This is a genomic window from Roseococcus microcysteis (genome assembly GCF_014764365.1).
Classification (GTDB): Bacteria; Pseudomonadota; Alphaproteobacteria; order Acetobacterales; family Acetobacteraceae; genus Roseococcus; species Roseococcus microcysteis.
This window is the reverse complement of the sequence record NZ_CP061718.1, coordinates 3,039,093-3,058,241: the sequence shown is the minus strand read 5'-3', so window position 1 is coordinate 3,058,241 and position 19,149 is coordinate 3,039,093. Positions and strand designations below refer to the sequence as shown.

The window sequence follows — 19,149 nt, the reverse complement described above, 5'->3', positions numbered from 1 at the left end:
CCTATATGCCACCCGTGACCCCGACTGACGAAACCCCCGAGCTTCCGCCCCGCGAACGCCGCCTCCTGTTCCGCGCCTTGCACCGCGGCACGAAGGAATGCGACCTGATGCTGGGCGGCTTCGTCCGCCGCCATATCGCGAGCCTGGACGCGGCCGCGCTGGAGGAGCTGGAGGCCATCCTGGAAATGCCCGATGTGGATTTGGCGGACTGGCTCTCCGGCCGCCGCCCCATCCCGGCCGAGGCCCAGGGGCCGCTGCTGCTGCGAATCGCCGCCGAATCGGCCACGCCCGGCGCCGGCAAGCCGGACCATCTGCGATGACGCTGGACGTCCATGGCACGCCCGAGGGCTATGACGCCCTGCTGATCCGGGCGCGCCGGGCGGAAAGCCAGGCGCCGGTCCTGCATGTGTGCCGGGACGACGCCCGCATGGCGCGCCTCGCGGACGCCTTGGGCTTCTTCATGCCCGAGGCCGAGATCCTGCGCCTGCCGGCCTGGGATTGCCTGCCCTATGACCGCGTCTCGCCCAACCCCGAGATCGTGGCGGAACGGGTGGCCACCTTGGCCGAACTGGCGGCCCCCGCCGCCCGCCCGCGCATCGTGCTGACCACGGTGAACGCGCTGGTGCAGCGGGTGCCGCCCCGCGCGGTCTTCGCGGGTGCCGCGCTGAACCTCCGCAAGGGCGGGCGCGTGGCGATCGAAGCCGTCACGGGCTTCCTGGAAACCAATGGCTACAACCGCACCGGCACCGTGATGGAGCCCGGCGAATACGCGGTGCGCGGCGGCATCCTGGACCTGTTCCCCTCGGGCGAGGCGGAGCCGCTGCGCATTGATTTCTTCGGCGACGAGATCGAGAGCCTGCGCCGCCTCGACACCGGCACCCAGCGCTCCGGCGCCCAGGTGGACCGGCTGACCTTGCGCCCGGTGGGCGAGGTGTTTCTGGACCCCGCCTCCATCGAGCGCTTCCGCGTCGGCTACCGGGAATTGTTCGGCAACGCCTCGGCCGAGGACCCGCTCTACGCCTCCATCAGCGCCGGGCGCCGCCACCCGGGCATGGAGCATTGGGCCGGGCTGTTCCATGACGGCATGGAGACGCTGCTGGACTACCTCCCCGGCGCCAGCGTCAGCCTGGACCACCAGGCGGAGGATGCGCTGGCCGCGCGCCTGGAAATGATCGCGGACCATTACGAGGCCCGCCGCACCCCCTCGCGCCTCAACGAGAACGAGGTGCCCTACCGGCCCGCCCCGCCGCGCCTGCTGTATCTGGACCGGCGCGGCTGGGACGCCATGCTGGACGGGCTGCAGGTGCTGCGTTTCTCGCCCTTCGCCCAGGCCTCGGGCGCCGCGGGCATGGATGCCGGCGGGCGTCCCGGCCGCCTCTTCGTGGACATCCGCCAGGCGGGGGAAAACGTCTTCCGCGCCTATGCCGCCCATGCCGAGACCGAGCAGGGCCGCGGCCGCCGCCCCATGCTGGCCGCCTGGACCCGCGGCTCGCGCGAGCGCCTCGTGACCCTGCTGCGCGAGAACCGCGTGGCCGCCGAGCCGGTGGAGGATTGGTACGCCTTCCAGAAGCTCGCCCCCGGCGTGGTGGGCGTCGGCATCCTTGGCCTGGAACGCGGCTTCATCGCGGATGGCCTCTCCATCACGGCCGAGCAGGATCTGCTGGGCGAGCGCATCGCCCGCCCCGCCCGCCGCCGCAAGCGCGCCGACCAGTTCATCGCCGACGCCACGCAGATCGAGGTGGGCGACCTGCTGGTCCATGCCGACCACGGCATCGGCCGCTATGACGGTCTGGCGACACTCGACGTCGGCAACGCCCCGCATGACTGCCTGCGGCTGATCTATGATGGCGGCGACAAGCTGTTCGTCCCCGTCGAGAACATCGAGATCCTCTCGCGCTTCGGCACCGAGACGGCGGGTGTCGCGCTGGACAAGCTGGGCGGCGCCTCCTGGCAGGCGCGCAAGGCCAAGGCCAAGCAGCGCATCGCGGACATGGCCGCGGGCCTCATCCGCATCGCCGCCGAACGCCAGACGCGCGAAGCCCCCGTCATTGCGCCCCCCGAGGGCAGCTATGACGAATTCTGCGCCCGCTTCCCCTATGCCGAAACCGAGGACCAGGGCCGCGCCATCGCCGATGTGCTGGAAGACCTCGCCGCCGGCCGCCCCATGGACCGGCTGATCTGCGGCGATGTCGGCTTCGGCAAGACGGAGGTGGCGCTGCGCGCCGCCTTCACCGTCGCCATGGCCGGGTCGCAGGTGGCAGTGGTGGTGCCGACCACGCTGCTGGCCCGCCAGCACTACCGCACCTTCACCGCCCGCTTCCAGGGCCTGCCCGTTCGCATCGCGCAGCTCTCGCGCATGGTGACGGCGAAGGAGGCGGCCGAGGTGAAGGCCGCACTCGCCGATGGCACGGTGAACATCGTCGTCGGCACGCACGCGCTGCTGGGCAAGGGGATCACCTTCGCCGATCTCGGCCTCGTCATCGTGGATGAGGAGCAGCATTTCGGCGTGAAGCACAAGGAACGCCTGAAGGAACTCGAAGCCGGCGTGCATGTGCTGACGCTGACCGCCACCCCCATCCCGCGCACCCTGCAACTGGCGCTGTCCGGCGTGCGCGAGATGAGCGTGATCGCGACCCCGCCCGTGGACCGCCTGGCCGTGCGCACCTTCATCATGCCCTGGGACGGGCTGGTGCTGCGCGAGGCCATCCAGCGCGAACGCTTCCGCGGCGGCCAGATCTTCTGCGTGGTGCCGCGCATCGAGGACATGGCCCGCATGGCCGAACGCCTCGCGGAAATCGCGCCCGAGACGCGCGTGGTCCAGGCGCATGGCCGCCTTTCCGCCACCGAGCTCGAACAGGTGATGACCGAGTTCGCGGATGGCAAATACGACATCCTCCTCGCCACCAACATCGTGGAATCCGGCCTCGACATGCCGGCGGTGAACACGCTCATCATCCACCGCGCGGACATGTTCGGCCTCGGCCAGCTCTACCAGCTGCGCGGCCGCGTGGGGCGCGGCAAGCAGCGCGGCTATGCCTACCTGACCTGGCCCGCGCATCATCGCCTGGCGCCCACCTCGCAGAAGCGGCTGGAGGTGATGCAGACGCTGGACAATCTCGGCGCCGGCTTCACCCTCGCCAGCCACGACCTCGACATCCGCGGCGCGGGCAATTTGCTGGGCGAGGAACAGTCCGGCCAGATCCGCGAGGTCGGCATCGAGCTCTACCAGGAGATGCTGGAGGAGGCGGTGGCCGATCTGCGCGCCGGCTCGCGCGCCAAGCGCGAGTCCGAGGGCAATTTCACGCCGCAGATCAACCTCGGCCTCGCCGTGCTGATCCCGGAGAACTACGCGAATTGCCGCTTGGCCTCTACCGCCGCATCGGCAGCCTCGCCACCGAGGGCGAGGTGGAGGCCATGGCCGCCGAACTGGCCGACCGCTTCGGCCCCATCCCGCCCGAGGTGGAGAACCTCTTGCAGGTGGTGGCGCTGAAGCTCGCCTGCCGCGCGGCGGGCGTGGAGAAGGTGGATGCCGGCCCCAAGGGCGTGGTGCTGGCCTTCCACAAGGGCCGCTTCGCCAATCCGGGCGGGCTGGTGAACTGGGTCCAGGCGCAGAAGGGCGTGGTGGTGCTGCGCCCGGACGGGAAGATGGTGCTGGCCCGCGAACTGCCCTTCGACGCGCGGATCAAGGCCGCGCGCGGGCTGGTGTCCAACGTGCTGAAGGTGGCGAAGCAGGCGGCGTAGCGGCCGATCGCCGGAGGCGTAAATCGGCCGCCACGAGGCCGCCCGCGCGCCCTCAGCACTCCAGCTTCGCCGCCAAATCCACGAAGCTCTCCGCCACGCAATCCCACGGGTCCTCGGCCACGAGGTCCGTGCCCTGCGCCGGCCCATGCTCCGTCGGCCGCGCCACAAAGGCGGTGGCGAGGCCCGCCTTCCGCGCCGCGCGCAGGTCCCCATTGTGCGCGGCCACCAGGCAGACCTGGTGCGGCGCCATGCCGAGGATTTCGGCCGTGCGCGTATAGGCCTCGCGCTGCGGCTTGTAGGCCTGGGTGGCCTCGGCCCCCAGCACCGCATCCCAGGGAATGCCGGCGCGCTTGGCCATGTTCGCCAGCAGCAGGATGTTCCCGTTGGACGCCGGCGCCAGGAAGTATTTGCGCCGTAGCCGCGACAGACCGAGCAGCACATCCGGCCAGGGGTCGAGCCGATGCCAGGCGCGGTTCAAATGGTCCAGGTCCGCCTCCGAACAGGAAGCGAGGTCGATGCCATGATCCTTCAGCACCAGCTCCAGGTTTTCCCGGTGCAGCACGTCCAGCCGCGTGAAGGGGCGGCGCCCGGCGCGGCATTCCTCCATGGCGGGCTGGTAGCGGCGGCGCCAGGCATCGGCCACCGCGAAGGGGTCGAGATGCGCGCCGCCCCGCGCGGGCAGGAAATCCGCCAGCGCGCGGGCCACGCCGCTGCGCCAGTCCACGACGGTGCCGAACACGTCGAACACCAGGGCCTGCACCTCCTTCATGGCGCGTTCTCCGTCACGGGTGGGCGCTGGTCGAATGCCGCCTTGGGGGCTGGTTGGGCCATGGGTGTTCCTCCTGCGGGGCATACTCCCCCGTCATCCCCGCGTGCGGAAGCCCCGCGGCTGTGGCAAGCTGCGCGCAACACGACAGGAGGACACGATGCCCGAAGGTTCCATGACCCTGCCCGCCCTCGCCGCCATCGAGGCCGTGGTCCGCACCTATCTGGACGGGTTGCATGAGGGCGATGCCGACAAGATCGCCGCCGCCTTCCACCCCTGCGCCCATCTCTACAGCGCGCCCAAGGGCGAGGTGGTGGACTTCCCCCGCGCCGATTGGCTGAAAGCCATCAAGTCCCGCCCCTCGCCGCAGTCGCAGGGGCTGGCGCGGGAGGACCGCATCCTCGCCATTGACATGGCGGGCGATGACGCGGCCTGCGTGAAGGTGCATTGCTGCATCCCGCCGCGCTACTTCACCGATTTTCTGCTGCTGCTGAAGACCAGCGAGGGCTGGCGGATCGTGGCCAAGAGCTTTCACACGGAGCTGCGCTCCTAGTTTTTTTGCCCTCAAGCGCCGGGCGCGGCCTCCGGCCGCTTGGCTTGCGCGCCGCCACGGGGGCGCGGGCCGTGCGGTTGGTCTGGGCGCGGCGCCGGCCTTGCCGGCGCATTCTCGCAGGGCGGCAGTGATTTTTTGCGCCCTCAAGCGCCGGGCGCGGCCTCCGGCCGCTTGGCTTGCGCGCCGCCACAGGTGCGCGGGCCGTGCGGTTGGTCTGGGCGCGGCGCCGGCCTTGCCGGCGCATTCTCACGGGGCAGCGCCGCCATGGGGCGAAGGCGGCCACAGGCCGGTCTAAATTTTCTTGACTTTTCAAATGCTTTCTGGCATGTGGCTAGGCCCTGCGGGACGGCCGCCTGCGACTGAACCTCCTCTGCGGTAAGATAGTAAGATGGTAAGATAGTAAGACGGCAGCGATCGTCCCCCGCCCTCAGGCGCCCGGTGCCGCCTCCAGCACAAACGGCACTCCCGCCCGCGCCGCGATCTCCCGCACATGCCGCTCCAGGCTGGCCGGAATGGGGATGCCCGTCTCCAGCCGCTCCGCGCGGGAAAAATCCTCCGGGTCGCCCGGGATCAGGACGGGTTCGTCCGGATTGGCGGGGCGGGCGCCGCGCAGCACCTCCACCACGCCTTCCATGTCGGCCGTGTAGGCGTCCATGTCGCGGAAGGCGCGCGGATCCAGCGCCAGCATCATGTGGCCGATATTGTTGGGCTCGTCCGCGCGCTGGCTCCGGTTGCGGATGGGCGAGAAGCTGGCCCCCACCATCGTCCCCGCCAGGATATGGACCATCAGCGCCAAGCCGTAGCCCTTGTGCTCGCCCAAGGGCGTCAGCCCGCCTTCCTTGCGCTTGAAGACGTAGTCGTTGGCCGCCGCGTGGTCGGTCACGGGGTTGCCCGCGCCATCCACCACCCAGCCGGGCGGCACGTCCTTCTCCTTCAAGTGATAGACCTTCACCTTGTTCGCCGCGACGGTGGTGGTGGCCATGTCGAGCACCACCGGCTGGCCTTCCCCGTTGGGCGCGGCGAAGGCGATGGGGTTGGTGCCCAGGATGGGCTCGGCGGCGCGGGGCGGGACCATGCTGATGCCGCGCGTAGAGGAGAACACCATCCCCACGAAGCCCGACGCCGCCGCCATCCGCGCGTAATAGCCCGCCGCGCCGAAATGGTGGCTGTTCACCACCCCCACCGCGCCGATGCCATGGATGCGCGCCTTCTCCACCGCCATCCGCATGGCCATGACGGCGGGCGGGTGGCCCAGCGCGTCGCCGCCATCCACCAGGGCCGTGGCACCGAATTCGCGCACGACGCGCGGCTGGCCGGCGATGCGCAGCTGCCCGAGGCGCAGCAATTCCTCATAGCCCATCAGCATCGAGATGCCGTGGCTGTCCACGCCCATCAAATCCGTCTCGGTCATCACCTCGGCCGTGGTCTCGGCCAGCGCGGCGGGGCTGCCCCAGGCGAGCAGGATGGCGGTGATCTGCGCGCGGACGGATTGGTGCGTGGCGTTCATGGCGTGTCCCCTTGTCCCTGCATGGACCTTCCGCGCGGTGGGCGGCCGGGTCAACGGCTTCACGCGCGCGCGGCTTTGGGCAAGCATCCCTCCCATGGAACCTCCGCAACATGTGATCATCGTGGGCGCCGGCATCGTCGGCCTCTGCGTGGGCTGGCACCTGGCGCGCGGAGGGGCCCAAGTCACGCTGCTGGACCGTGATGGACCTGGCGAAGGCACCTCCTCCGGCAATGCGGGGGCCATCTCGGCGGGCTCGGTCGCGCCGCTCGCCATGCCGGGGGTGCTGAAGCAGGTGCCGGGGATGCTGCTGGACCCCAAGGGCGCGCTGCACATCCCCGCCCGCTACTGGCCCGCCGCCTTGCCCTGGCTGTGGCGCTTCGTGCTGAGTGCGAAGCCCGAGCGCGTGCGCGAGATCGCCGCCGGCATGGCCACGCTGCTGCACGGCGCGGAGGAACGCCACCGCGAAATCCTCGCCGCCGAGGGCGCGCTGGACCTGATCCAGGACCACGGCCAGCTCTACCTCTACCGGGATGCGGAGCACCTCGCGAAGGACGACGCCGCCTGGGCGCTGCGCCGCGAATACGGCCAGGTGACGCAGAGGCTGGACCGCGCCGGCATCCTCGCCCTCGAACCCGGCGTGGCCGAGGCCTATCAGGTCGGCATCTTCCTCCCCGACCAGGGGCATTGCGTGAACCCGCTGCGCCACGCCCGCACCGTGGCGCGCGGGATCGAGCGCATGGGCGGCACGATCCGCCGCGCGACTGTCGAGGCGCTGGCCACCGAAGGCCCGCGCGTGGTGGGCGTGCGCGCCGGCGGCGAGACGCTGCTGGCCGACCGCGTGGTGCTGGCCGCCGGCGCCTGGTCGGCGCGGCTGCTGGCGCCTTTAGGCATTCGCATCCCGCTGGAGAGCCAGCGCGGCTATCACGTCATGCTGCCCGACCCCGGCATCATGCCGACGCGCCCCCTGGTCCCCGCCGACCGCAAGGCCTTCATCACCCCCATGGAGGGCGGGCTGCGCATCGCCGGCACGGTCGAGTTCGGCGGCACCGAGGCGCCCCCCACCGCGGCCCGCGCCGCCCTGCTGCTGGAGGATCTGCGGAAGGTCTACCCGCAGGCCCGCACGGAGGGCGCTGAGCCGCACTGGATGGGCCACCGCCCCTGCCTGCCCGACACCTTGCCCGTGATAGGGAAGGTGGCCGCGCATCCCGGCCTGTGGTGCGCCTTCGGGCATGGGCATCTGGGGCTGACGGCCTCGGCGCCCACCGGCGCGCTGATCGCCGGGGCCATGCTGGGGCCCAGGCCGAACACAGACCTCTCGCCCTTCGCGGCCGAGCGCTTCCAGTGAGGCCCTCCGCGCGCGAACTGGCCCGGCGCATCCTGGCGCTGGCGGCGCCGACCACCCTGCTCTCGGCGCTGCAGGTGGTCGCGCTGCTGATCGAGACCTGGATCGCGGCGCGGCTGGGGCGCGAGGCGCTGGCGGGCTGGGCGGTGGTGCTGCCCTTCGCGCTGCTGCTGGGACAGATGTCGGCGGGCGCGATGGGCGGCGGCGTGGTCAGCGCCATCGCCCGCGCGCTGGGGGCGAAGCAGCCGGAGGAAGCGGCGGCGCTCGCCTTGCACGCGCTGCTGATCGCGCTGGGCTTCGCCATGATGTTCGTGGTGGTGCTGGCGGTGTTTCCCTGGACGGTGCTGGGCTGGATCGGCGGGCCTGTCGCGGCCGCGGCCGGCGCGCCCTATGCGGCGGTGATGTTCGGGCTGGGGGCCGTTCCGGCTTGGCTCGCCAATACGCTGGCCTCCATCCTGCGGGGCGGCGGGCGGCATGGGCTGGCGGCGCGGGTGCTGAACCTGGCCTGGCTGGCCTACCCCGCGCTGGGCTTCCTGCTGGCGGACACGCTGGGGATGGGGCTGGTGGGGCTGGGGCTGTCCTTCGCGCTGTGCTTCTGGGTGGCGGCGGGGGTGATGGCGGCGGTGGTGGCGAGCGGGGCCGCGGGCTTCGCCGTGAAGCTGCGGGTGCCGCTGCGCTGGGCGCGGTTCAGGCGCATCCTGGCGGTGGGGGCCACGGCCTGTTTGCTGGCCTTCGTGGCGAACATGACGACCATCCTCGTCACGGCGCAGCTGGCGGTGCATGGCGCGGCGGCGGTGGCGGCCTATGGCGTGGCGGCGCGGCTGGAATTCATGATGATCCCGCTGGCCTTCGGCGTCGGCTCGGCCTTGACCGCCCTGGTGGGGCGCGCGGTGGGCGGGGGCGATTGGGAGACGGCGCGGCGCACGGCCTGGGTGGGCGGGGGCATGGCGCTGGCGCTGTGCTCGGCCATCGGAGTGAGTGTCGCGGTGTGGCCGATGGGGTTCGCGATGCTGTTTGCCTCGGACGCCGAGGTGGCGCGCATCGCGGCGGAGGCGCTGCGCTGGATCGGCCCGGCCTTTGGCGGCTTCGGCCTGGGCATGGCGATGTATTTCGCCGCCATGGGCGCGGGGAAGATGGGCTGGCCGGTGGTGGCCGGCTTTTCCCGGCTGGGGATTGCCGTGGTGGGCGGCTGGCTGCTGAGCGACGTGCTGGGGATGGGGATGGCGGGGCAGTTTTTGGCGGTGGCGTTGGGAATCACGGCTTATGGGGTGTTGGCGGCGGGGGCGGTGAGGAGGGGGGTTTGGGGGTGAGGCGCAACATCTGAGTTAAATTTTCTGGACTTTAAAATTTTTGATATGCATTCTCCGTGGTATCATAATTTCGGCAGGCATCCCGTGACCAAACAAATATGCCTTTTTAACCACAAAGGCGGCGTGAGCAAAACAACGTCGGCGTTTAATCTCGGGTGGATTTTGGCGTCACGCGGGAAAAAGGTAATACTAGTTGATTGTGATCCCCAATGCAATTTGACCGGCATGTTCTTTGGGTTGAGCGGAGTTGACGATTTAGAATCAATTTACCTTGGTGATGGAAATTCAATAACAAATATTAGAGATGGTCTATCACCAGCCTTTGATTCGAAGCCCATTCAAATAACCCCTGTAAATTGTCCACCAATGAAAGGACAAAAAAACCTACGCATCTTGCCTGGTCACATCGGCTTATCTGAGTATGAAACCACACTTGGAATTGCTCAGGAATTATCTGGTTCAGTTGTTACCCTTCAAAATCTTCCTGGAGCAATGCATCATCTCTTTCAGGTTACCGCCAGCAAGTATAAGGCGGACTACATATTAATTGATATGAGTCCGAGCTTGGGACCAGTAAATCAAAACATCCTTGCGACAAGCGATTATTTCTTGGTGCCCATGGCTCCTGACTATTTCTCAGTTATGGCCCTAGATTCTTTGAGTTCTGTATTGCCAAAATGGAAATCTTGGGCAAATAAAGCGTCATCTCAAGATATTCTTAAGAACGCAACTTATCCTTTACCCAATTGCGACCCCAAATTTCTAGGCGCCATTATTCAGCGATACAGAATTCGCAAAAAAGGAGTGCCTGCCGCAGCATTTCAAAAATGGATTAGTGATTTAAATGTAAAAACAGAGAATACATTACTTCCAGCCCTGCGCGATGCTGGCATGCTTTTGCCAGAAGAAAAATATGCAGCAGCTAAAAGCAGGCCAGAAGTTCCGCTTTTACAAATGTCTGATTTTAATGGCTTAATTGCGCTATCGCAAAAATTTAGCGCTCCGGTGTTCGCCCTTACTGATGACCAGTTAGGCCAAACAGGAATCGTTCTTGAAAGAACAAAGAAGTCTATGCACGAATTTCGACGCTTATTTGATGACGCGGCAACAAAAATAATAGCGCTCACAAAATAATGTCGGACGCTCTGGCTGCATTCAAGGAAACAATGTCTCGCCTGCGCGCGATGCATGGAGTTTATCTGAGTATTAGATCATCGACAACATCTGCGCTTGATCTTTCGGATTTTTTACGAAGTGAGATTGTATTAGCAGTATCTGCCCTAGATTTTTTTATTCATCGAATAGTGTTGGAAGGAATGTTGGAGATATTTGATGGAAATCGTCCAAATACAAGTGGTTATTCAAAGTTTGGGATGCCTATTTTGTCGGTTAGAAATAAAACAGACGAAGAAATTAGATCTTCATTTAGTATAGAAGTTCAACAATCTCATTCTTTCTTGTCGTTCCAGCGGCCTGATAAAATTGCAGACGCGGTTCGCAAGTTCAGTTCAATTGAACTCTGGAATAGTGTTGGTGTCTATCTCGGCAAATCCCCTAAAGATGTAAAAATGTCTCTTGAATTGCTTGTCGACAGAAGAAATAAAATTGCTCATGAGGCTGATATTGACCCTACATTTGGCGCGAGTCGCTGGACTATTTCAGAGGAAGACGTGACTCGCTCGATTGATTTGGTCGAAGAAATATGTGTCGCCATTTATCAAGTTACTCGATAGATAAACTAGTTCGAATGTTATCAATCAACCTCACACTCCCCAACCAAGCCGCCCCCAACACCCGCGCAGCCCCCTCCAACCGCTCCAACTCCGAAAAATCCCCCTCCCGCCGAACCGCCACATAATCCACACGGTCAAACCCCGCCTCCAGCAGCCGCTTCTCCGCCGCCGCGCAGGCCTCGCCCGCCGTCTCGCCCGCGCGCATCCGCTCCGCCGCGAAGACCAGCGCCGCATGCAGCGCCACCGCCTTCGCCCGCGCGCCCGCATCCAGGTAGGCATTGCGCGAGGACAGGGCCAAGCCATCCGCCGCGCGCACGGTGGGCACGGTCACGATCTCGATGGGCAGCGCCAGGTCCGCCACCACGCGGCGGATCACCATCACCTGCTGCCAGTCCTTCTCGCCGAAGACGCCCACATCCGCCCGCGTCAGGCCGAACAGCCGGGTGCAGACCAGCGCCACGCCGCCGAACATCTGCGGGCGGTGCGTGCCCTCCAGCCCCAGGGCCGGGCCTTCCATGGCAATGCGCGTGGCGAAGCCGGGCGGGTAGACCACCTCCACCGGCGGCGCGAAGAGCAGGTCGCACCCCGCCGCCTCCAGCTTCGCGATATCCCCCCCTCGTCGCGCGGATAGCGGCCGAGGTCCTCATGCGGGGCGAATTGCGTCGGGTTGACGAAGATGGTCGCGACCACGCGCGGGGCCAGTTCCCGCGCGCGCGCCACCAGGGCCAGGTGCCCTTCGTGCAGGTAGCCCATGGTGGGCACCACGGCCACGCGCTGCCCCGCCTGGCGCCATTCCCCCACGGCGGCGGCCAGCGCCGCCGCATCCCGCACCACCTTCATGGCGTCCTCCCCAGCGTGTTGATGGGGGGCGGCCCACGCCGCCCCGGTAGCTCAGACCGTCAGCGACATGCCGATGGGCGGCACCGCATCCTCGGGCAGCGGGCAGTGATAGACGCCGCCCGTCTTGGCGTGGTGCTCGGCCTTGGCGGCGGCGATGATCTCGGGGCGCTTCAGCGCGTCCACCGCCGTGCCGGCCATCACCTTGGCCACATGCACCATGCCCTTGTGGGCGTGGGGCAGCTTGCCCTGCGCCGTCGCCTGCCAGGAATGCAGCGCGGTGCCGATGGCGTGGGTCGCGCCGCGCGCCTGCACGGTCGGCACCTTCCAGGACACATCGCCCACATCCGTGCTGCCCACCATGGGCGCGCGCGGGCTGTCGAGCGGCACGATGCGGTCGGCCAGCGGCGAATCGGTGCGCGGCATGCCCACCTTGCGATAGGCGCTCTCGATGTCCTCCTCGCTCAGCGTCGCCTGGAATTCCGCGGCGCGCTTCATGTCCTCGGCGTCGAAGGGGGGCGGGCCGAGGCGGTCCAGGCTGTCCTGCATCAGCCGCTCCAGCGGCGTGTTGCCGAGCAGGTTGGACACGGCGGAGATCACCTGCGTCTCCACCCGCGTCTCGGTCATCAACGCGGCCCCGTCCGCGATCTTGCGGACGCGCGTCACCAGGCGGTTCAGGCTCTGCACATCGGCGGCGCGGATCAGGTAGCGCACCTTCGCCTTGGCCTGCACCACGTTGGGCGCCACGCCGCCGGCGTCGAGATAGGCGTAGTGGATGCGGCTTTCGGAGGGGATGTGCTCACGCAGGTAGTTCACGCCCACGCTCATCAGCTCCACGGCATCGAGGGCGGAACGGCCGAGATGCGGCGCGGCGGCGGCGTGGCTGGCGCGGCCGTGGAAGGTGAAGTCAATGCGCGTGTTGGCGAGCGAGATGGGCTCATTCACCCCGGCGAAGGCCGAAGGGTGCCAGGAGATGGCGATGTCCACATCGTCGAACAGGCCGGCGCGGGCCATGAAGCCCTTGGCGGCGCCGCCTTCCTCGGCCGGGCAGCCATAGTAGCGCACGCGGCCCTTGATGCCGTTGGCGGCGAGGTAGTCCTTCACGGCGGTGGCGGCGAGCAGGCTGGCCGCGCCGAGCAAATTGTGGCCGCAGGCATGGCCGTTGCCGTCGCCGGGGACGGGCTTGTGCTCGGCGATGCCGGCCTCGTTGGACAGGCCCGGCAGCGCGTCGAACTCGCCCAGGATGGCGATGACGGGGCCTTCCTCGCCGGCCTCGCCCATCATGGCGGTGGGGATGCCGGCGAGCTGCTCCGTCACGCGGAAGCCTTCGGCCTTCAGATAGGCGGTGTGTTCGGCGGCGGAGCGGTGCTCGTTGTAGGCCAGCTCGGGCATGCCCCAGACGCGGTCCGACAGCTCGATGGCGGGGCCCGCCTTCTCATCCACATGGCGCCAGACGGGTTCGCTGTTCTGCATCGGTCAAATTCCTGAGACGGGTGGTAGAGTGGCCTGGAAGGCGGGGCGTCGTGCCGCCGCCTCGAACCAGGGCGCCAGCGATGGGTTCGCCGCGCGCCAGTTCCAGACGGTGTGACGGCGTTCGCCATAGCCCAAGGTGGCGGCGAGGGCGATGCCCTCGGGGCTGCCTGGATCATGCTGGGCGGGGTCGAGGCTGGCCAGGATGCGGTCGGCGCGGGTGGCTTCCAGCGCGATGACGCCGGGGGCGCGTTCGGTCGGGACGCGGCGGAGTTCGCGGTTCCACACCGCGATGCCGTCCAGCATGCCCATGATGCGGCCGAGGCGGGCCATGCCGGCATTGTCGCGCGGCAGCCAGCCCTGGTGCGCGAGGATCAGCAGGGTTTCCGACAGCAGCGTGCCATCGGCCAGCAGCAGCGAGGGCACGCGGCCCACCGGGTTGTGCGGCAACAGGGCGGAGGCGGGGTCGCGCAGCGTCACTTCCTGTTCGGTCAGCGCCGGCCCGCGCTCGCGCCACAGCATGCGGATGATGCGGGCATAGGGGCTGCCCGGGTGGAAGAAGAGGGTCATGGCCGCAGCGAGGCGATATAGGCCACCAGCGCGTCCAGCTCGGCGCGGGTCAGGTTGTGGTCGGGCATGTTGGCGTGGGGCTGGCTGAGGAAGGCGCGCAGGGCGGCGTCGGTGGCGCCGCGGCGTGCCACGGCGGGCAGGCTGGGCGCGGCATCGCCCATGGGCGGCTGCTGCCCGGGCGCGATGGCGTGGCAATTGGCGCACCATTGCTGGGCCAGGCGGGCGCCCTCCTCGGCCAGGGGCGTCGGCTGGGCCAGCGCGGGCATGGCCATGGCGGTGAGGGCGCAGATCAGGAATGCCCGGCGCATCGTCTTCTCCCTTGCGGTGGCCGAAGGGTGGACCCGTCGCGCGCGGCTGGGCAAGCCCGGGGCTGAGAGGGCGATTCACCGCTCCGGCGCTGCCGCCTTCGCGAATCGCGCTCTACCGCCGAAAACTGTCCCGCACGTCGCGCGAGAGGCGGCGCAGCGTGGGCGCCAGCCAGCCGAAGCTGGCGACATGGCGCAATGGCGTGGTCATGTTGAACCCCGCCCGGATGCGGGCGGCGAGGCCAGGGTCTGGCGCCACCACCGCCTCGCCACGGGCATAGACGCAAGTGGTCCGCTCGCGCGGGAAGCGAGGGTCGGGCACCAGGCCGGCCTGGGCGGCCAGCAGGTCCAGCGTTTCGGGCACGAAGCCATGGACATGGGCGAAGTGCAGCCGGTCGAAGGCGGGGCGGCGGTTGGGGCCCATGTCAGGTACCGAGAGATAGACCACCCCCTCCGGCTTCAACGCCGCGACCAGTTCGCGCAGCACCGCCAGCGGGTCGCGCAGATGCTCGAAGACATGGTGCGCGGTGATGGCGTCGAAGGGGCCGGCCTCGGGCGGCAGGCGGGGATGGACCACGGCGCCCTGGCCGCGGGCATGGGTGGAATAGGCCTCGCCGGGCTCCACGCCTTCCATGCGCCAGCCGGCGCGCGCGCCCGCCTCCAGGAACTCGCCCGAGCCCGAGCCATAGTCCAGCACATGCGCCCCCGCCGGCAGGCCCAGCAAGGCCACGCGGCGGGCGGCCTCGGCCCGGGTGCGGGCCAGGTGGCGGCGCGGTGGCTTCGTGCCCACCAACTGGTAGTCGGCGCGGTAATGGTGGCGGTAATAGTCGGCCAGCTCGGCCTCGGTGGGCATGGGGTCGGTGCGAAGCAGCCCGCAGCCCGCGCAGATGACGGTGGTGAGGCGCTTCAGCCGCCGGTCATGCGCCGAAAGGGGCAGGGTGTCCCGGGCGCCGCACAGGCAGCACGCCTCGGCGCGGCCCTGATAGGCATAGGGGGTGAAGGGGACGAAACCGGCGGCGAGGCGCGCGAGGGAGGCCATGCGCGCTGATACCGAACTTGCGGTTGCGCGCAAAGCGGCCCTTGATGATAATGCCTCGCAATATCATAATGAAGAAATGGTCATCCCCCGCCGCGCGGCCCTGGGCGCCGCCCTCCTTCTCCCCCTGGCCGCGCCCGCGCTGGCGCAGGGCCGCCCCATGCGCCTCATCGTCGCCTCGGCGGCGGGGGCCAATGCGGATGTCGTCGCCCGCCTGCTCGCCGCCGAGGCCGAGGGCGTGCTGGAACGGCGCATCCTGGTGGAGAACATGCCCGCCGCCTCGGGCATGCGCGCCGTGGAGGCGGTGGCCAACGCCGCGCCCGATGGCGAGACGCTGCTCTTCGGGACCGCCTCGCAACTGGTGATGAACCTGGCGCTGTTCCCGAACCCGCCGGTGGACGTCGCCACGGCCATCCGCGGCATCGCCATGGTGAACCGCGTGCCCATGGTGCTGTGCGTCTCGGGCACCGACCCGGCCCGGAACCTGCCCGAATTGCTGGGACGGCTGCGCCAGGGGGGCCCCGTGCAATATGGCTCCGGCCCCATCGGCACCACCACGCACATCGTGGGCGCGCGCTTCGTCGAACAGGCGGGGCTGGCGCGGGGCGACCTGGTGCATGCGCCCTACCCCTCCAGCGCCCAGGCTCTGACCGACCTGATCGCCGGGCGGCTCACCTTCATGTTCGACGCGGCGCTGACCGCCCTGCCGCATCACCGTGCCGGGCGCATCCGCATCCTGGGTGTCGCGGCCGAGACGCGGCTGCCCGCCGCGCCCGACTTGCCCACGATGATCGAGGCCGGGATGGACGGTTTCACCGGCAGCACCTGGAACAGCATCGCGGGGCCGGCCGCCTTGCCCGCGCCGCGCCTGGCGGCGCTGGCCGAGGGCTTCAACACCGCGCTCGCCCGCCCCGGCCTGCGCCAGCGCCTGGCCGAGATGGGCAGCGAGTTGCCCGACGGCCCGCCCAGCCCCGAGCAGGTGGACGCCTTCTACGCCCGCGAACGCGAGACCTGGCTGCCCCTGCTGCGCGCCACGCCGATGAGCAACTAATCAAGCCGCAAGGCCGCCCGCATCTCGATCGCGCCGGCCGGGTCCAGCTGGAAGGCCAGGCGCTGCGCCGCCAGCCGCGCCACGCGCAGCGTCAGGGCCTTGCGGCGCGCGGCCGGCAGTGGCGCGCAGGCGCCGTCACGCAGCAGCGCGGCCTCGCGGTCATCGGTGAGCAGCAGGCCGACCTCGGGCGGGATCAGCTCCCGCGGGAAGTCGGCGTCCACGGCGAAGAGGAAGGCGTCGGCCCAGGCGCAGTAATCCTGCCATTTCGCATCCGTCAGGTAGTCCCGCGCGCAGGACTTCACCTCCAGGATGACGATGCCGCCATCGGGGCGCAGCGCCAGTACATCGGCGCGGCGGCCATCGGGCAGCGGCACCTCCGTCACCGGCGCCCAGCCTTGCGCCAGGCAGAAGCGGGTGGCGGCGCGGGTGACGCGGAGCGTGCGCTGGGGGGCGTCCAGCGTCAGCACAGCGCGTCAATGCTCCGCGCCAGCTTCACATCGCGCGCGGACAGCCCGCTTGCGTCATGGGTGGTGAGCGTGATCTCGACGCGGTTGTAGACATTGGACCATTCGGGGTGGTGGTCCTGCGCCTCGGCCAGCAGGGCCACGCGCGACATGAAGCCCCAGGCCGCGCTGAAATCCTGGAAGCGGAAGGCGCGGGTGATGGCGTCGCGCCCCTCCACCAGGCGCCATTCGGGCAGTTCGGTGGCCAGCGCGGCACGCGCCGCGGCATCGAGCTTCTCGACCATGCATCCCTTCCTGTGCCAAAGCGGGCGCATGCGCCCCACCACGCCCCCGACGACCGAGGACATCCTGGAAATGGCGGAGGATGCGCTCGCGGCCATCCCCCAGCCGCTGCGCGACATGGTGCGCGGCACCGCCATTGTGGTCGAGGAGGTGGCCGATGACGAGACCATCTCCGACATGGAACTGGACAGCCCCTGGGAGCTGACGGGCCTGTATCGCGGCGTGCCGCTGACGCAGAAATCGAGCCTGGACACCCCGCGCGAGCCGGACACCATCTTCCTCTACCGCGAACCCATCCTGCTGGAATGGATCGAGACGGGCGAGGATCTCTTCGCCCTGGTCCGCAACGTGCTGATCCATGAGATCGCGCATCATTTCGGCCTCTCGGACGAGGACATCGAGAGGCTGGAGGGCGAGGAGTAGCGTCCTTCCGCGATCGGGATATCGTGGCGGTTCCTCGAAGGGAACCGACCGCCATGCGCCGCCTGATCCTGGCCGCCCTCCTGCTGCTGGCGGCCCCCGCCGCAGTGGTTCCCTTGGCGGCTTCCGCCGCGGCGGAGCCCGCCCGCGCCACACGCCAGATGGCCGCCACCGCCAGCCCGCACGCCACGGCGGCGGCGCTGACGATGCTGCGCGCCGGCGGGTCCGCGGTGGATGCGGCCATCGCGGCGCAGGCGGCGCTCTCCGTGGTGGAGCCCCATGCCAGCGGGCTGCTCGGCGGCGCCTTCGTCATGGTCTGGGACCAGGCGGCCGGCCGGCTGCGCTATTACGAGGGCATCGCCAGCGCGCCCGCCGCCAGCGCGGACCGGCTGGTGGCGGGCGGCATCGGCCCGGCCACCGCGGCACGCTCCGGCCGCGCGGTGGCGGTGCCCGGCGCGGTGGCGGCGCTGGCCATGGCCCATGCGGCGCATGGCCGCCTGCCCTGGGCCGACCTCTTCGCCCCGGCCATCGCGCTGGCCGAGAACGGCTTCCCGCTGCCGCCCTATCTGCACCAGGTCTTGCGCAACCGGGCGGCGGAACTGGCCCGCGTGCCAGCCATCCGCGCCCTGTATTTCGACGCGGAGGGCCAGCCGCTGCCCGCCGGCGCGCCCTTCCGCAATCCGGAGCAGGCGCGGGCGCTGCGCCTGCTGGCCAGCGAAGGCCCCGCCACGCTCCATGGCGGCACGCTGGGCCGGGTCGTGGTCGAGGCCGTGCAGGCCCATGCCGTGCCGGGCTGGATGACCCTGGAGGACCTGGCTTCCTACCGCGCCATGGAGCGGGAGCCGCTTTGCGCCGAGGCCTTCGCGCGGCGCATCTGCACGGCCTCGGCCCCTTCCTCCGGCGGCATCGCCGTGTTGCAGACACTGGCCCTGGCGGAGCGGCTGGGCATGGCGCGGGCGGAGCGGGACAGCGCCGCCGCCGCGCACATCTTCATCGAAGCCAGCCGCATGGCGGCCGCCGACCGGCGCCGCTGGGTGGGTGACCCGGACAGGGTGGCGGTGCCCCAGGCGGGCCTTCTGGCGCGCGACTACCTGGACGCGCGCGCCGCCCTGGCCAGTCCGGCGCGGGCGATGGAGAATGTGGCACCCGGCACGCCGGCCGAACGCCACGGCGCCCTGCCCGCGCCCGGCGACCCCTGGGCGGAGGCGGCGACGACGCATCTCTCCATCATGGACGCCGCCGGCAATGCGGTGGCCTTCACCACCACCAACAACCTGAATTTCGGCGCCGAGCTGCTGGCCATGGGCGTCACGCTCAACAACGGCATGACCAATTTCGCCGCCAATCCCGGCACGGCGGAAGCGCCGGCGCAGAACCGCATGGCGCCCGGCAGGCGGCCCGTCACCACCATGGCGCCGACCCTGGTGTTCGGCGCCGATGGACGGCCGGAACTCGTCCTCGGCGCGGGCGGCGGTTCACGCATTCCGGATGCGGTGGCGGCCGCGGTGATCGAGGTGCTGGTCTTCGGCGGCGACGCGCAACGCGCCACGGCCCGCCCGCGCCTCGGCGCGCAGAACCAGGCGGTGGAGCTGGAACAGGGCACTCCGGCGGCGGAGCTGGCGCCGGCCCTACAGGCGCTGGGCCATGCGCCGCGCGTGGTGGTGATGAACACCGGGTTGCAGGTGCTGCGCCGGCTGCCCGACGGCACGCTGGAAGGGGCCGCCGATCCGCGCCGGGACGGAACGGCGGCGGGCGACTGAGC

18 protein-coding genes and 2 pseudogenes are annotated in these 19,149 nt (G+C 69.2%); 10 read left to right on the top strand and 10 right to left on the bottom strand.

All coding sequences use genetic code 11. The annotated features are described in order from the left end of the window. The first annotated feature begins 14 nt into the window (after positions 1 to 14). A complete protein-coding gene (locus ICW72_RS14730; protein ID WP_223880613.1) occupies positions 15 to 320 on the top strand; it encodes an FAD assembly factor SdhE in 306 nt (101 codons plus the stop codon). Further along, a pseudogene (mfd, locus tag ICW72_RS14725) lies at positions 317 to 3,741 on the top strand (transcription-repair coupling factor). The gene ICW72_RS14730 and the pseudogene mfd overlap by 4 nt, the downstream one beginning before the upstream one ends. Positions 3,742 to 3,793: 52 nt before the next feature. Here mfd and ICW72_RS14720 read toward each other — a convergent pair. Then, entirely contained in the window at positions 3,794 to 4,510 is a 717-nt protein-coding gene (locus ICW72_RS14720; RefSeq protein ID WP_191083400.1) for a haloacid dehalogenase type II, read from the bottom strand. A 157-nt stretch (positions 4,511 to 4,667) separates the two neighbouring features. Between ICW72_RS14720 and ICW72_RS14715 the strand changes: the two genes are divergently transcribed. Continuing rightward, entirely contained in the window at positions 4,668 to 5,060 is a 393-nt protein-coding gene (locus ICW72_RS14715; RefSeq protein ID WP_191083399.1) for a nuclear transport factor 2 family protein, read from the top strand. Between the two features lie 427 nt (positions 5,061 to 5,487). Here ICW72_RS14715 and ICW72_RS14710 read toward each other — a convergent pair whose 3' ends face one another. Continuing rightward, positions 5,488 to 6,567 (bottom strand): Ldh family oxidoreductase, encoded by a 1,080-nt coding sequence (locus ICW72_RS14710; protein WP_191083398.1) that lies wholly within the window; start codon positions 6,565 to 6,567, stop codon positions 5,488 to 5,490. A 94-nt stretch (positions 6,568 to 6,661) separates the two neighbouring features. On the opposite strand from ICW72_RS14710, the gene ICW72_RS14705 reads away from it, so the two are divergent. Genes ICW72_RS14705 through ICW72_RS14690 form a run of 4 tightly spaced genes read left to right on the top strand, consistent with a single transcriptional unit; the run spans position 6,662 to position 10,952 of the window. Continuing rightward, positions 6,662 to 7,912, top strand: a complete 1,251-nt coding sequence (locus tag ICW72_RS14705; RefSeq protein WP_191083397.1) for an NAD(P)/FAD-dependent oxidoreductase — start codon at positions 6,662 to 6,664, stop codon at positions 7,910 to 7,912. Then, positions 7,909 to 9,219 carry an MATE family efflux transporter gene (locus ICW72_RS14700; protein WP_191083396.1) on the top strand — a complete coding sequence of 437 codons (1,311 nt, stop codon included), beginning with the start codon at positions 7,909 to 7,911 and terminating at the stop codon, positions 9,217 to 9,219. The genes ICW72_RS14705 and ICW72_RS14700 overlap by 4 nt, the downstream gene beginning before the upstream one ends. Before the next feature lie 45 nt (positions 9,220 to 9,264). Beyond that, positions 9,265 to 10,353: a ParA family protein gene (locus tag ICW72_RS14695; protein WP_223880612.1), complete on the top strand. Its 1,089-nt coding sequence runs from the start codon at positions 9,265 to 9,267 to the stop codon at positions 10,351 to 10,353. Next, positions 10,353 to 10,952, top strand: a complete 600-nt coding sequence (locus ICW72_RS14690) for a HEPN domain-containing protein (RefSeq protein ID WP_191083394.1) — start codon at positions 10,353 to 10,355, stop codon at positions 10,950 to 10,952. The genes ICW72_RS14695 and ICW72_RS14690 overlap by 1 nt, the downstream gene beginning before the upstream one ends. Here ICW72_RS14690 and ICW72_RS14685 read toward each other — a convergent pair. The 6 genes and pseudogenes from ICW72_RS14685 to ICW72_RS14665 all read right to left on the bottom strand — a co-directional run bounded on the left by ICW72_RS14685 (position 10,942) and on the right by ICW72_RS14665 (position 15,173). Beyond that, positions 10,942 to 11,511: a 4-phosphopantoate--beta-alanine ligase gene (locus tag ICW72_RS14685; protein WP_269749818.1), complete on the bottom strand. Its 570-nt coding sequence runs from the start codon at positions 11,509 to 11,511 to the stop codon at positions 10,942 to 10,944. The two genes, ICW72_RS14690 and ICW72_RS14685, sit on opposite strands and share 11 nt — an antisense overlap. 119 nt (positions 11,512 to 11,630) lie before the next feature. Beyond that, a pseudogene (locus ICW72_RS21105) lies at positions 11,631 to 11,792 on the bottom strand (pantoate--beta-alanine ligase); the annotation flags it as partial. A 51-nt stretch (positions 11,793 to 11,843) separates the two neighbouring features. Continuing rightward, positions 11,844 to 13,262 carry a M20 family metallopeptidase gene (locus ICW72_RS14680; protein ID WP_191083393.1) on the bottom strand — a complete coding sequence of 473 codons (1,419 nt, stop codon included), beginning with the start codon at positions 13,260 to 13,262 and terminating at the stop codon, positions 11,844 to 11,846. A 3-nt stretch (positions 13,263 to 13,265) separates the two neighbouring features. Further along, positions 13,266 to 13,829 (bottom strand): glutathione S-transferase family protein, encoded by a 564-nt coding sequence (locus tag ICW72_RS14675; protein WP_191083392.1) that lies wholly within the window; start codon positions 13,827 to 13,829, stop codon positions 13,266 to 13,268. After that, positions 13,826 to 14,137 (bottom strand): c-type cytochrome, encoded by a 312-nt coding sequence (locus ICW72_RS14670; protein ID WP_191083391.1) that lies wholly within the window; start codon positions 14,135 to 14,137, stop codon positions 13,826 to 13,828. Before ICW72_RS14670 ends, ICW72_RS14675 begins: the two co-directional genes overlap by 4 nt. Positions 14,138 to 14,249: 112 nt before the next feature. Next, positions 14,250 to 15,173, bottom strand: a complete 924-nt coding sequence (locus ICW72_RS14665) for a class I SAM-dependent methyltransferase (RefSeq protein WP_191083390.1) — start codon at positions 15,171 to 15,173, stop codon at positions 14,250 to 14,252. Between the two features lie 76 nt (positions 15,174 to 15,249). On the opposite strand from ICW72_RS14665, the gene ICW72_RS14660 reads away from it, so the two are divergent. Then, positions 15,250 to 16,221 (top strand): Bug family tripartite tricarboxylate transporter substrate binding protein, encoded by a 972-nt coding sequence (locus tag ICW72_RS14660; RefSeq protein WP_191083389.1) that lies wholly within the window; start codon positions 15,250 to 15,252, stop codon positions 16,219 to 16,221. On the opposite strand, the gene ICW72_RS14655 is transcribed toward ICW72_RS14660, so the two are convergent. Both ICW72_RS14655 and ICW72_RS14650 read right to left on the bottom strand, forming a co-directional pair. Next, positions 16,218 to 16,688, bottom strand: a complete 471-nt coding sequence (locus ICW72_RS14655; RefSeq protein WP_223880611.1) for an MmcB family DNA repair protein — start codon at positions 16,686 to 16,688, stop codon at positions 16,218 to 16,220. The genes ICW72_RS14660 and ICW72_RS14655 overlap by 4 nt on opposite strands. Further along, entirely contained in the window at positions 16,682 to 16,969 is a 288-nt protein-coding gene (locus tag ICW72_RS14650) for a 4a-hydroxytetrahydrobiopterin dehydratase (protein WP_191083388.1), read from the bottom strand. Before ICW72_RS14650 ends, ICW72_RS14655 begins: the two co-directional genes overlap by 7 nt. A gap of 28 nt (positions 16,970 to 16,997) precedes the next feature. On the opposite strand from ICW72_RS14650, the gene ICW72_RS14645 reads away from it, so the two are divergent. Together ICW72_RS14645 and ICW72_RS14640 are read left to right on the top strand one after the other, a co-directional pair. Next, positions 16,998 to 17,390 carry a metallopeptidase family protein gene (locus tag ICW72_RS14645; RefSeq protein ID WP_191083387.1) on the top strand — a complete coding sequence of 131 codons (393 nt, stop codon included), beginning with the start codon at positions 16,998 to 17,000 and terminating at the stop codon, positions 17,388 to 17,390. A 53-nt stretch (positions 17,391 to 17,443) separates the two neighbouring features. Beyond that, positions 17,444 to 19,147, top strand: coding sequence for a gamma-glutamyltransferase family protein (locus tag ICW72_RS14640; RefSeq protein ID WP_191083386.1), 1,704 nt, complete (start codon positions 17,444 to 17,446; stop codon positions 19,145 to 19,147). Positions 19,148 to 19,149 lie beyond the last annotated feature (2 nt).

Bases quoted from the DNA above. Each gene is read 5' to 3' on its own strand.
- ICW72_RS14720 (WP_191083400.1), bottom strand. From the start codon at position 4,510: ATGAAGGAGGTGCAGGCCCTGGTGTTCGACGTGTTCGGCACCGTCGTG.
- ICW72_RS14715 (WP_191083399.1), top strand. From the start codon at position 4,668: ATGCCCGAAGGTTCCATGACCCTGCCCGCCCTCGCCGCCATCGAGGCC.
- ICW72_RS14710 (WP_191083398.1), bottom strand. From the start codon at position 6,567: ATGAACGCCACGCACCAATCCGTCCGCGCGCAGATCACCGCCATCCTG.
- ICW72_RS14705 (WP_191083397.1), top strand. From the start codon at position 6,662: ATGGAACCTCCGCAACATGTGATCATCGTGGGCGCCGGCATCGTCGGC.
- ICW72_RS14695 (WP_223880612.1), top strand. From the start codon at position 9,265: ATGCATTCTCCGTGGTATCATAATTTCGGCAGGCATCCCGTGACCAAA.
- ICW72_RS14690 (WP_191083394.1), top strand. From the start codon at position 10,353: ATGTCGGACGCTCTGGCTGCATTCAAGGAAACAATGTCTCGCCTGCGC.
- ICW72_RS14680 (WP_191083393.1), bottom strand. From the start codon at position 13,262: ATGCAGAACAGCGAACCCGTCTGGCGCCATGTGGATGAGAAGGCGGGC.
- ICW72_RS14675 (WP_191083392.1), bottom strand. From the start codon at position 13,829: ATGACCCTCTTCTTCCACCCGGGCAGCCCCTATGCCCGCATCATCCGC.
- ICW72_RS14670 (WP_191083391.1), bottom strand. From the start codon at position 14,137: ATGCGCCGGGCATTCCTGATCTGCGCCCTCACCGCCATGGCCATGCCC.
- ICW72_RS14665 (WP_191083390.1), bottom strand. From the start codon at position 15,173: ATGGCCTCCCTCGCGCGCCTCGCCGCCGGTTTCGTCCCCTTCACCCCC.
- ICW72_RS14660 (WP_191083389.1), top strand. From the start codon at position 15,250: ATGGTCATCCCCCGCCGCGCGGCCCTGGGCGCCGCCCTCCTTCTCCCC.
- ICW72_RS14650 (WP_191083388.1), bottom strand. From the start codon at position 16,969: ATGGTCGAGAAGCTCGATGCCGCGGCGCGTGCCGCGCTGGCCACCGAA.
- ICW72_RS14645 (WP_191083387.1), top strand. From the start codon at position 16,998: ATGCGCCCCACCACGCCCCCGACGACCGAGGACATCCTGGAAATGGCG.
- ICW72_RS14640 (WP_191083386.1), top strand. From the start codon at position 17,444: ATGCGCCGCCTGATCCTGGCCGCCCTCCTGCTGCTGGCGGCCCCCGCC.